The organism is Agromyces sp. H66, from assembly GCF_004959775.1.
GTDB lineage: Bacteria > Actinomycetota > Actinomycetes > Actinomycetales > Microbacteriaceae > Agromyces.
The window spans coordinates 310,322-322,722 of record NZ_SJZG01000002.1 but is presented as its reverse complement, the minus strand read 5'-3'; the positions used below and the strand labels follow the sequence as shown (position 1 = coordinate 322,722).

General features: G+C 68.2%; 9 protein-coding genes and 1 tRNA gene. 8 read left to right on the top strand and 2 right to left on the bottom strand.

The genetic code is table 11. The features are described from left to right. The first annotated feature begins 13 nt into the window (after positions 1–13). From EZM51_RS04815 to EZM51_RS04800, 4 genes are all read left to right on the top strand, one after another. Complete coding sequence (locus EZM51_RS04815; RefSeq protein WP_136707104.1) at positions 14–1,477, top strand: SpaH/EbpB family LPXTG-anchored major pilin; 1,464 nt, start codon at positions 14–16, stop codon at positions 1,475–1,477. A gap of 75 nt (positions 1,478–1,552) precedes the next feature. After that, on the top strand, positions 1,553–5,653 hold the full coding sequence (locus tag EZM51_RS04810) for a SpaA isopeptide-forming pilin-related protein (RefSeq protein WP_136707103.1): 4,101 nt from the start codon (positions 1,553–1,555) through the stop codon (positions 5,651–5,653). A gap of 113 nt (positions 5,654–5,766) precedes the next feature. Further along, positions 5,767–6,642, top strand: coding sequence for a class C sortase (locus tag EZM51_RS04805; protein WP_169053790.1), 876 nt, complete (start codon positions 5,767–5,769; stop codon positions 6,640–6,642). A gap of 103 nt (positions 6,643–6,745) precedes the next feature. After that, positions 6,746–7,231 (top strand): hypothetical protein, encoded by a 486-nt coding sequence (locus EZM51_RS04800; RefSeq protein WP_136707101.1) that lies wholly within the window; start codon positions 6,746–6,748, stop codon positions 7,229–7,231. Here the strand turns inward: EZM51_RS04800 and EZM51_RS04795 are convergent. Beyond that, a complete protein-coding gene (locus EZM51_RS04795) occupies positions 7,211–7,864 on the bottom strand; it encodes a hypothetical protein (RefSeq protein ID WP_136707100.1) in 654 nt (217 codons plus the stop codon). The genes EZM51_RS04800 and EZM51_RS04795 overlap by 21 nt on opposite strands. Positions 7,865–8,176: 312 nt before the next feature. On the opposite strand from EZM51_RS04795, the gene EZM51_RS04790 reads away from it, so the two are divergent. Continuing rightward, positions 8,177–9,304: a Fic family protein gene (locus tag EZM51_RS04790; RefSeq protein ID WP_136707099.1), complete on the top strand. Its 1,128-nt coding sequence runs from the start codon at positions 8,177–8,179 to the stop codon at positions 9,302–9,304. Between the two features lies 1 nt (position 9,305). Here the strand turns inward: EZM51_RS04790 and def are convergent, their stop codons facing one another. Further along, entirely contained in the window at positions 9,306–9,872 is a 567-nt protein-coding gene (gene def, locus EZM51_RS04785) for a peptide deformylase (RefSeq protein ID WP_136707098.1), read from the bottom strand. A 40-nt stretch (positions 9,873–9,912) separates the two neighbouring features. Here def and EZM51_RS04780 point away from each other — a divergent pair, with 40 nt between their 5' ends. From EZM51_RS04780 to EZM51_RS04770, 3 genes are all read left to right on the top strand, one after another. Then, positions 9,913–10,830 carry a DMT family transporter gene (locus tag EZM51_RS04780; protein WP_136707097.1) on the top strand — a complete coding sequence of 306 codons (918 nt, stop codon included), beginning with the start codon at positions 9,913–9,915 and terminating at the stop codon, positions 10,828–10,830. Between the two features lie 148 nt (positions 10,831–10,978). Next, positions 10,979–12,235, top strand: coding sequence for a glycosyltransferase (locus EZM51_RS04775; RefSeq protein ID WP_248305466.1), 1,257 nt, complete (start codon positions 10,979–10,981; stop codon positions 12,233–12,235). 10 nt (positions 12,236–12,245) lie between these two features. Next, positions 12,246–12,319, top strand: a tRNA-Ile gene (locus EZM51_RS04770). Positions 12,320–12,401: the final 82 nt, after the last annotated feature.

The following is a 12,401-nucleotide window of genomic DNA, read 5'->3' as shown; positions in this document are numbered from 1 at the left end:
GGAGGAAACCTTCATGAATCGATCCAGTCACACCGGATGGCGCGTCGCAGTCGCGGCGATCGCTGCTGGTGCAATCGCCGCGCTGGGGGCCGCGCTGCCGGCCAGCGCGGCCCCGCTCGTGGACCCGGACCAGCCCGGGTCGCTCACGATCCACAAGTACGAGCAGCCGGGGGGCCCGACCGGGCTCCCGAACAACGGCACCGAACAGCCCGTGACGGGCCTGACCCCGCTCGAGGGCGTCGGGTTCACGGTGTACAAGGTCGACCCGATCGACCTGACCACGAACGCCGGCTGGCTGGCGGCGAGCGACCTCTCGCAGGTCTTCGACGGCACCGAGGCGTCGATCACCGGCGCCGGCTACACGGCCACCGCGGTCGGCGCAGAGTTGCTCACCGACGCGAACGGTGAGATCTCGCTCACGGGCCTGGATCTCGGCCTGTACTACGTGGTCGAGACCTCGCCGCTGGCCGGTGCGACGGCGGTCGCACCGTTCCTGGTGACGGTGCCGCTCACGGACCCGGACAACCTGGACGGCTGGCTGTACGACGTGCACGTCTACCCGAAGAACTCCATCGTGTCGGCGGACAAGACGGTCGAGGACTCGGAGGACATCAAGCTCGGTGACGAGATCGAGTTCACGATCACGACGGAGATCCCGGATGTCCCGGTGATCGACGCGTACCGGATCGTGGACCCGCTCGACGAGAAGCTCGACTACGTCTCCACGGCGGTCACCCTGCTCGACGGCACCCCGCTCGACCCGGCCGACTACGTCGTGAGCTTCGACGCGGCGACCAACACCGTCACGGTGGACTTCACCGCGTCGGGCCTGGCCGTGCTGGCCGCGAACAGCACCACCCAGGTGCAGACGGTGATCACCACCACGGTGAACACCGTCGGCGAGATCGCGAACACCGCGCTGCTCTACCCGAACCAGCACGCGATCGACGAGGAGCTGCCCACGCCCACGCCCACGGTCGAGACCAAATGGGGCGAGATCACCTTCGAGAAGATCGACGGAACGGGCAACCCCCTCACCGGCGCAGTGTTCTCGGTCTACCCGACCGAGGCGGACGCGCTGGCCGGTACGAACGCCATTGTGCTCGGCGGCGAGACGGAGTTCACGGTCGGCCCTGACGGCCAGGTCACCATCTCGAGTCTGCGGTACTCGGACTTCGCCGACGGCGTGACCGTCGCACCCGGTGAGGACGGCTACCAGACGTACTGGCTGGTCGAGACCGTCGCCCCCGACGGGTACGAGCTGCTCGCGCAGCCGATCGAGTTCACCGTCACCGCGGCGACCACCACGATCGGCATCGACCAGGAGATCGTGAACGTGCCCTCCAACGGCGGCTTCGAGCTGCCGCTGACCGGTGGCACCGGCACCATGCTGTTCGCCCTCGGCGGCGGCATGCTGCTCGCCGGTGCGGTGTTCTTCGCGCTGTACGCGCGCCGGAAGGACCGCGCCGAGGCCTGACACACCCCGGGCCGTGCGCAGCCTCCCCTGCGCACGGCCCGGAACCGCACGAGCCACGAAGCGAAGAGGTACGAAATGGTCGCCACGTCGGACAACCGGAGCACCGCTGCGCAGCATCGCCGCACACACGGTCGGCACGCACTGAAGCGCCGACCCTGGAGGGCGCTTGCTGCACTGGCGGCGTCCATCGCGCTCATGGCGGGCACGGCCGCGGTTCCGGCGTCGGCCGAGCCGCAGTCGGTGCACGAGATCACGGCCAACTGGGCCGGTGACCCGCTGCCGACGAAGGCGCCGTTCGGTCAGCCGGTGACGGCGGAGTTCCACGTGAACACCAACGACACCGAGGATCCGTACTCGAACGAGCCGGTCGAGAACGTCCGCGCCACCCTCACGGTCGGCAATGGCGTCTTCACGAGCATCCCGCCGGTCTGCAAGACGAGCGACGTGACGCCGGTCTCCGAGATCTCCGCTGACGGAACGACGCTGCTCTGCAACCTCGGCACGATCGAGGAGGGCACGGCATCGGTCATCCAGGCCCCGGTGCGCGCAACCTCCACCGCGGGCGGCGACCTGATGGTCTCGGGCACGGCAACCTCCGATACGGCGGTCGCCGAGGCCGGCCCCGCCGACGCCGGGCCGCTGTCTATCACGTATGTGCACGGCATGGACCTCTCACTCGCACAGGCTCCCGGAGGCAGCCTCCAAGGCCAGATGCAGACGAGCCGCCTGGGCGGCAACCGCCCGATCCTGCAGATGAACTACTCGCTCATTCTGAGCGCCGGCAGCCGTCCGGGGCCACAGTCCTACTCGTTCCCGGTGAGCATCAGCGCCAACGTCGCCGGGGCTACCACGGGTCTGACCTGGGAGGGGTGCGTTCCCATCGGCAACCGCTCCAGGTCGACCGGTCAGCCGTTCTCCGACCCGGCGGAGTCGGATCGCACGAACTTCCCCGACTGCAGCGTGAGCGGCTCGGGCACGAGTTACACGGTCTCGCTGTCGAATCTGGACTACACGCTCGTCACCGCTCCGACCACGGACAGCATGGGTCAGGCGCTTCCGGGCACCGGCGTGTACATCGCCTCGGGCACGGTGCAGTTCAGCATCCCTGCGCCGGTGTCGGTGATCACGACCTACACCTTCAGCGCGTCACCGGGCCAGTTCGTCTTCGATGACAGTGTCTCGGCGCCGGATGCGGACGCGGGGAACGACGTCTCGAGCACCACGCTCACTCCGCCCGGAGGATTCAGCAACACCTGGTACGGCACACCGTCGGAGTCGCGGAGCCACTGGGACGCGAACCTCTGGGTGAGCCCGGGCACGAGCACCGACGTTCAACTGCCGGTTCCCGGTCTCGACACGCCGGCGGACTGGGACCAGGTGCTTGCGCAGAACCGGGCCACCGGTTCACCGAACCTCGATACGCCCCTCTACATGCAGGCGTCCAACCATATGTGGACCGGGTATCAGGGGCCCGGCGGCGCGCAGATGGCGGGCGTGTGCACGATGAGCCAGAACCCGGCATTCGTCATCGACAGCGTCGACGGCGGCGGCTGGGTCCCCGGCAGCGGTGCTCTCGGGTATGACAATTTCGAGACGGCTCGGTTCTTCTACACCACTCAGACGCTGGACACGAAGACCGAGACCTGCGGTCAGGCGGCCCCCAGCGCGATGTGGATCGAGATCACTCCGCCACCGGGCACCTCGCTCACAGACCCGCGCATAGCCTCCGACATCATGATGCAGGTGCCCGCCGGGGTCACCGGCGTCAAGATGACGTGGAACCCGGCGGTCGACCGGACCAACGCGTTCCTTCGCGCCTTCGGGCACATCGACCCCGCAGCGCCGACGTCGGGAGAGGGCTGGACGGTCGGGGCGTTCAACTCCCCGCGGGATCCGGCGACCACCTGGCCCACCTGGCCATCGCTGAACGGTTGGGTGAACGGAAGCACTCATGCCGGAGGGACGGTGATCCCGGGCAGCACGTACGGCCCGAACACCAACGCACACCGTGACGCCTTCCGGCTGCAGGGCCTGCAGGGCATCATCGAGAAGTCCGTCTCCGACACCACCGCACTGCCCGGGGTGCCGGTCACCTACACGCTCCGCGCTCAGGCGCAGAACTCGGTGACGAGCCCGCCACCGGCGACGTTCACCGTCGTCGACGCCCTCCCCGAGGGAATGGTCTACGTGCCGGGCACCGCCGACCCTGCTCCGGCGAGTGTCAGCGCCGACGGCCGCACGCTCACCTGGACATTCACGAACGTCACGCCGAACGTCTTCCATGAGATCACGTACCAGGCCCAGCGCCCGGCCGACAGTGTGATCGCGCCCGGAATCCGGCTGACGAACACCGCCGTGATCGACGTGGTCGGCGACAACCGGCCCGCGAACACGACGGGGCGGTCCGCGAACGCCACGGTGACGGTACCGAGCGCATCGGCGACCGTCTTCGGCAAGTCCGCTGAGGCGAACGTGCTGTCCTTCGAGGGCGACAGCTCTGCCTGGGTGCTGACGATCAACTCGCGGGATCCGTTCACGAACGACTTCACGGACACGATCGACATCCTGCCCGCAGTCGGCGACGGTCGCGGCACGAACATCGACGGCAGCTACACCGTGACCGGTGTCACCGCGCCGGCCGGTTCGACGGTGTACTACACGTCGGCGCCGTTCGCGTCGCTGAGCCTCGACCCGCGTGATCCGTCGAACGGTGGCACGCCGGGATCGGTGTCGGGCAACACCGTCGGCTGGTCGACGACCCCGATCGACCACCCGACCGCGATCCGGGTCATCGGGCCGGAACTTGCTCCCAGTGCCACCCAGACCATCCGCATCACGTACTCGACACCCGCAGGCAGCAGCTGTGAGGCGCCCGCGTCCGGAGACAACAAGCCCGGGCAGGTCCTGGTGAACTCGGCAGGTGCGTACGCCGGGAACTCCGCGCTGCCGATGCTCTCGTCCGCGACCACTCAGATCGGCAACTGCTACGCCGCGAACCTGAAGAAGTACGTGCAGGACGCCGACGGCCAGTGGCACGACGCGAACGACCCGGCTGACTACCCGGTATTCCGGCCCGGCGACGAGGTGCACTACCGGGTGGTGATCGAGAACACGGGCCAGGGCACGCTGACCGGCATCGTCGTCACCGACGACCAGCAGCCGGAGCTGGGCTCGTTCACCGTCGACGAACTGGCCCCCGGGGCATCCGATACGCACGAGTACACGGTCACGCTGCCCGCCGACGCGGCAGGCACCATCGTGAACACGGTCTCGGCGACCACCGATACCCCGCCCGACGTGGAGGCGCCGCCGACCATCCCGTCCGACCCGGCCGGCATCGACGTGGCGAACTACACGGTCGTCAAGACCGCCGACCCGGCCTCCGGCGACGCGGTGCTGCCCGGTGACACGATCACCTACACGATCACTGTCACCCCGAACGGCACTGCCCCGGCGGCCGCATCCTGGCAGGACAGCCTCACCGCCGTCCTCGACGACGCCACGTACAACGGTGACGCCGCCGCCACCATCGGCACCGTCTCGCTCGAAGGCGATGTCCTCCAGTGGTCGGCCACCCTGCAGCCCGGTGAGGTCGCGACCATCACGTACTCGGTCACGGTGAACGCCGCGGCGGCGCTGGGTGACGGGCTCGTGACCAACACGGTGTACTCGCCCGGATGCAGCGGCGACTGCGAGCCGGAGAATCCCGTGCGCTTCGTGGTGCAGATCGAGAAGCTCGGCGAAGCCGAGGACGGCAACTGGGTGCGGATGGACGGCTCGGCCTTCCAGCTGCTCGCCGACGTCGACGGACAGCCCGGTGACGTGCTCGCAGCACCGGAGCCGACCGAAGTCGAGCTCGGCCTCTTCGAGGTGAGCGGCATCCAGGCAGGCACCTACTGGCTCCAGGAGACCACGGCACCCGACGGGTTCAACCTGCTCGCCCAGCCGGTGCAGTTCACCATCCACTCCGACGGGACCATCACGATCGGCACGAACGGCGGCGACGTGGTCACCGCGGCAGGCAACCTCATCACCGTCCGTGACGTGCCCGCGCTCCTGATGCCGGAAGCCGGCGGCACGGGGACGCTGCCGTACCTGATCGGCGGCTTCCTGCTCGTGCTCGTCGCGGGCGGTGTGTGGTTCGTGAGCCGGAAGCGGAAGAACACCACCGCATGAGCCCGGCGACCAAGGCCCTGGAGGCGCCGGCCCTGCCGGAGCAGCCTCGTGACGCGACTCGCCGGGAGAGCCGGGGCCGTGGTCCCGGGTGGGGTTGGACCCACACCCTGGTCATGGTCATCGCCGTCCTCGGCGTCGGTGTGATGGTGTATCCGTCGGCGGCGTCGTGGCTGTCGTCGATACGGCATCACGGCGAGGTGGACGGGTACGTGCACAGCATCGGCAGCCTGCCCGAGTCGGCGAGCCAGGCGATGCTCGATGAGGCCCGGGCATACAACGCCGCGCTTCCCGACGGCCCGATCCGCGACCCGTACGTGCTCAACGTGAACGGGGAGCAGACGGCGGTGGGCGAGGGCAGCGACGCCTACTTCGAGACCCTTGTCATCCCCGGATCCGACGCCATGGCTCGCATACGGATCCCGGCCATCGGGGTCGACCTGCCGATCTACCACGGTACCGACGACGCGACCCTCGCACGCGGCATCGGCCACCTCTTCGGCTCTGCGCTCCCGGTCGGCGGCGACGACACTCACTCGGTGCTCACCGGGCACAACGGATTCGCGCAGGCGACCCTGTTCGACGACATCGACGAGCTCGAGGACGGCGACCAGATCATCGTGAGCGTCCTCGGCGAGGACCTCTACTACGAAGTCGACCAGCAGGTCACGGTCCTCCCGAACGAGACCGACGAGCTCCGCAAGGTGCCCGGCCACGACTACCTCACCCTGATCACCTGCACCCCGACCGGGGTCAACACCCACCGGCTCCTCATTCGCGCCGAACGCGTGGATGCGCCGGCGTACGGAGAGACTCGCTACGCGATGGCCGACACCACCCCGCCGCCCGGGTTCCCGTGGTGGGCCGTCGCGCTCGTCGCCGCGCCGGTCGGAGCGTTCCTGATCATCCGTCCCCGCGTCCCTCGCGCGCTTCGCCGGAGAAGGGGACCGCGCAGGGACAAGACCCAGGCGACACGCCATGCTGCTGGCTGAACGCCCCGCGGCACGTCACCTGGCGGCCGAATACGACCAGTCCGCCCCTGACGGAGGGCCCACCACCGCCCCTACCGATCAGACCGGGCGGTGGCGCCGGACGATGCTGTTCGTGGTCGCCGTCATCGTGACCGTGCTCGGTCTCGTGCTCACCGGCGCGACGGTGGTCGCACCCGACGCCGTCGACAAGATCACCGGAAACCTCAAGGTCACCGTCGAGCAGCAGATCCACCAGTGGGTCGCACCGGGGGAGCTACCCACGCTCACCCTCGGCGGCGAAGGGGACATGCGAGACCTCGACCGGTGCGGCGGCGAGTTCACCGAGATGACCAGTTACCGCGCCGACGGCGTGCTCCCGCTGTACGCCGCGCACAACTATTGCGGTGGCGACATCATCCTCACCTGGGACATCGGCCAGCACGTCAAGGTCGCCGGCTCCGACATCGTCTACGAGGTCGTCGAGGAACGACACACGCCGAAATCCTCCAACGCCGACACCCTCGTCGGCATGGCCGGCGAGTTCATGGTCCAGACCTGCTACTACGGCGAGAACCGCATGCGGTTCCTCTCACTCGCACCTGCTGACTGACCGTCCGTCGGTCCGTCCACTGGGCTGCTGAGGTTCGCGCGACGGACCCGAGCGAACCCCAGCGCGGGCGAGCTGTCGCACGAGGCCCAGCGCCACTGCGGCGGCGGCAAGCTGGCCGGCGAGCCGGCCGAGCGCGGTGAGGCCCAGGAACACCGGAGTGAGGTGCTCGGTGGAGAATACGGGCAGCGACACGAGGAACAGGCTCGCTGCCGACGCCGCAGCGGCGATGAACACCCAGGCGCTGTCTGGCGTGGACCCGGACCGCGACCGGCCGAGCCACAGCACGCCGTCGAATGTGGCGGCAGAGAACAGGAGCGGAACGAGCATGAGCACTCCGATCGGACTGAACGCGGCGACCAGCAGACCGGAGAACAGCGCCGTCAGGGTCGCTGCGCCTCCGACGTCGGTGAATCGGCGAGCCGTGAACGGCATGAGGCTGTAGAGGCCTGCCAGCACTGCGTAGCCGGGCGGTGACGCGGCGGCCAGGCCCGCGGCGAACGGAATGAGCGAGGCGTTCAGGAGGACCTGCACGACCGCGAACGCCGCACAGACCAGCAGCACGCGCGTCCTCATGCCCCGCGCGCGCGCCCGACGCGCACCGACGCCACCGGCCCGGGCAGGTACACGAACCATGACACCTCCTCCCTGATCAAGAGACCACGACCTGGACGATTCATGACGCCATCGAGAACCGCTGCACGAACGCGGAGCTCCCCAAGCCGAAAGACTCGCGTCGATAGCATCAATCCGGTCTCCAAGTGGAAGTTCCTGCGACACTATTTGCGCTTATGCCGCTAACCGATAGAATTTACCGGCAAATGATCGGTTGGGGGGCGCATGGGGGAGCGGCATCCGATGCAGAAGGCTGCGCCGGATTGGCCGGCACACGGTGCTGAACGGCTTTCGTGGCGGCAGTCCGTCCGTGGCGGAACCCGCGAGGACCGGATGCTCGACCACGTCGACGCGACGATTCCACCCATGATCGCCGACCTCGACTATCAGGCTGCCCCGGCACTCACCGCCATCGCCGAGCAGGCCGCCGTCGAGGTCGCTCGTGTCGAGCATGCGACCGGCGGGCTGCCCGCACTCGGCCGATTCCTCATTCGCACGGACTCCGTCTCATCGAGCCGGATCGAGTACGAGGAAGCATCCGCGGAGGACTTCGCTCGTGCCCTCGCGGGGAGCAGGGCGAACCGCTCGGCGCGGAGCATGGTGGCGGCCACCCAAGCCCTCGGAGGGCTCGTGGATGCCGCAGGTCGAAGCGGTCGGATCGGCATCGAGGACATCCTCGAGGCCCATCGTCGCCTCATGGCCGAGGATCCACTCGACGGCAGGTACGCCGGACGATGGCGCACGATGCAGAACTGGATCGGCGGCAGCGATCATTCACCTCGCGGCGCGGTGCACATCCCGCCCGCACCGGCCAGGGTTCACGACCTCATGGATGATCTCGTGCGATACCTCAACCGCGATGACGTCCCGGTGATCGTGCAGGCGGCGATCGGCCACGCCCAGTTCGAGTCGATCCACCCGTTCACCGACGGCAACGGCCGCATCGGGCGGGCGCTGATCAACGCCGTACTCCGACGCCGAGGCATCACCGGGAACAGCGTCGTCCCGGTCGCGAGTGCGCTCCTGGCCGAACGCGAACACTACTTCCACCTGATCAACGAGTACCGAGACGGCACCCTCGAGCCGTTCGTGCGGAACCTGGCTGCGGGCATGCAGGCCGCGGCCGCCGAGTCTCGGATCTCGGCGGGCCGTCTCATCGAGATGCCGAAGACCTGGGCGGATACCGTGACCTTTCGCGCGGGATCGGCCGGTGCCAAGCTCATCGACGCGATCCTCGATCATTCGGTCTTCACCGGTGACGAGATCACCCGCGTCATCGGATCAGGGCCACCGAACACCAACTCGGCGATCGCGCGACTCGAGGCGGCTGGAATCCTTCGCGAGATCACCGGCCGTAAGCGCGACCGGGTCTGGCTGGCGGTCGATGTCTCGGGCGAGTTGGACGATCTCGAACAGCGCATCGCCCGCCGCATGGCCGCATCGGGGTCCCGTGGCGGATGATTCAATCCTCGAGGTGATCGACGCCCGGCATCCACGACACGCCCGGCTTGCCCCAGCCGAGCTTCTTCGAGATCTTCGCGACGATGCGCTGGTCCCGTTCGCCGAGCCGGTCGGTATAGAGCGTGCCGTCGAGGTGGTCGTACTCGTGCTGGAAGATGCGAGCAAGCCAGCCCTCGGCGGTGATCTCGAACGGCTCGCCGTCGAGGTCGGTCGCCCGGAGGATCGCCCGAGCGGCACGGCGGAGGCCGAACCGTTCCCCGGGGAAGCTCAGGCAGCCCTCCGACTCCTCATCGGGATCGGGCTCGCCGGCCGGCGGCGGCGAGATCCACAGTTCGGGGTTGATCGCCACGCCGCGCCAGCGCGTGCCGGTCTCGTCGACCCAGCCGTACGTGAACATCCGCAGCGGCACGCCGACCTGCGGGGCGGCGAGCCCGACGCCGGGCGCGGCATCCATCGTCTCGAACATGTCGCTCACGAGGACGCGGATCTCGTCGTCGATGGCCTCGACGGGGAGGGCGGGGGAATGGAGCACGGGGTCACCGGAGATGCGGATGGGGAGCACGGCCATTCGGCAAGGATATCGGCGGGCGAACGGGTAGGGTCGTTCCGTGGATCCCGACCTGACCGACTTCACCGAGCAGATCGCGCTCGACCCGACGCAGTTCATCGGCATCCCGCTCGCGCTCATCGGCGCGGTGTTCCTCTCGCTCGGTGCGCAATTCCAGCATCGCGGGGTCGTCAAGGTCGAATCCAACACCGTCGACACGCTCGGCAAGGGGCTGAACGTCAAGCAGCTCTCGCTCCTGCTGGCGAGGCCCTCGTGGGTCATCGGCACGCTCATGCTGGGACTCGCGATCGTCTTCCAGCTGTCATCCCTGTACTTCGCACCGATCATCGTCGTGCAACCCCTCGGCGCCATCGCCCTCGTGATCACGTCGATCCTGAACTCCCGGGTCAGTCGAGTGCAGCTGAATCACCGGTCGATCATCGCCATCATCATGTGCGTCGGCGGCGTGTTCCTCTTCGTCGGCGTCGCCGCGTTCACGGCCGTCGACAAGCCGGTCACCGACCAGCACCTCATCACGATCCTCACGATCCTGGCGGTCGTGCTGACACTCGCGGCGCTCGCGTTCGGGATGCTCCGTCGCCGCATCCGCGCCATCTTCTACGTGATCATGGCGGGAGTTCTCTACGGCTTCGTCGCGACCCTCGCGAAGGTCGTGCTCGGGCGGTTGGAGCAGGGTGAATTCGAGTGGCTCACGTTCCTCTGCCTCGTCGGGCTGATCCTCGCCACCGCGCTCGGGGCGTACTTCGTGCAGAACGCCTACGCCACCGGCCCGCCCGACCTCGTCATCGCGGGCCTCACCGTGGTCGACCCGATGGTCGCCGTGGCGATCGGCATCCTCGTGCTCGGCGAGGCCTCGCAGGCGCCGCTCTGGGCGAACTTCGTGTTCGTCATCGCGGGGGCGATCGCCGTGTGGGGAGTGTTCATTCTCGCGCGAAACCACCCGCAGACGCGCCTCTGAGCGCGTTCGGCGACATGCGTTCACAGGGGAGCGGTACCGACGCCGCGTAGACTAGGGTCGGATGCAGCCTGCGCGTGCCGAACCCCCGGGCCGTGCATCCCAGGAGGCCGATCGCCTCGATCCGACGAATGTGAGGAACACGACCACTGTGTCTGACACACCTGGTGCGACACCCCCGGCCGGAACCCACGGCTCAGAGACGGAACGTCCGCTCAGGATCCTGATCGGAGCCGACACGTTCGCGCCCGACGTCAACGGGGCCGCCCGCTTCGCGGAGCGCCTCGCCGCCGGACTCGTCGAACGTGGCCACGAGGTTCACGTCATGGCTCCTGCCGCGAGCCGCAAGCACGGCACGTGGAAGGAGGTGCACGAGGGCCAGGAGCTCACCGCGCACCGCCTCTACTCGTGGCGCTGGTATCCGCACGACTGGCTGCGATTCGCCCTGCCGTGGCGGATCAAGCAGAACAGCGCCCGGGTCATCGACGAGGTCAAGCCCGACGTCGTGCACTTCCAGTCGCACATCGTCGTGGGACGCGGGCTCTCCATCGAGGCGCAGCGCCGCGGCATCCGCATCATCGGCACCAACCACTTCATGCCCGAGAACATGCTCGAGTTCACCCTGCTGCCGAAGGCATGGCAGGAGTGGGCGGTGGGCCTCGCCTGGAAGGCGGCCCGGCGCACGTTCGGCCGTGCGGAGGCCGTCACCACACCGACCCGCAAGGCCGCGCAGTTCCTCGAGCGGCACACGGGGCTGTCGGAAGTGCACGCCATCTCCTGCGGCATCGACGCGCACAAGTACTCGCCCTCGTGGGAACCGCGCACCGAGAATCGCATCCTGTTCGTCGGGCGCGTCACCGGCGAGAAGCAGATCGACGTGCTCCTGCGAGCGCTGACCCTGCTCCCCGCCGACCTCGACGCGAAGGTCGAGATCGTCGGCGGCGGCGACCAGAAGCGCAATCTCGAGCACCTCGCCGCAGAACTCGGGGTCGCCGATCGCGTCACGTTCACGGGCTACGTCACCGACGACGAGCTTCGCGACGCCTACCACCGCGCGTCGGTGCTCGCGATGCCGTCGATCGCCGAGCTGCAGAGCATCGTGACCATGGAGGCGATGGCCTCGGCGCTGCCGGTGGTCGCCGCGAACGCCATGGCCCTGCCGCACCTCGTGCACGACGGCGAGAACGGCTACCTCTTCGAACCTTCGAATCCCGAAGACCTGGCCGCCAAGCTCCGCATGGTGCTCGAGGCGTCTCCCGAGGAGTACCGCTCGCTCAAAGAGGGGTCACTGCGGCTCATCGCCGCGCACGACATCCAGCGCACGATCTCGACATTCGAGAGCCTGTATCGTGGAAAATCGGTGACCGACCCGGTCACCGAGATCGCGCCCGCGGCACTTCCCGAGTGACGCGCCGCGAGGGGCGGTAGCTCAGCCGGTCAGAGCAGTGGACTCATAATCCATCGGTCACGGGTTCAAGTCCCGTCCGCCCTACAATCACTGGTCAGGACCATCTCTGGATCGTAATTCAGCCGTGATGACTTCATGTGCGGCGCCCGGTCCAATGTAGGTTCGT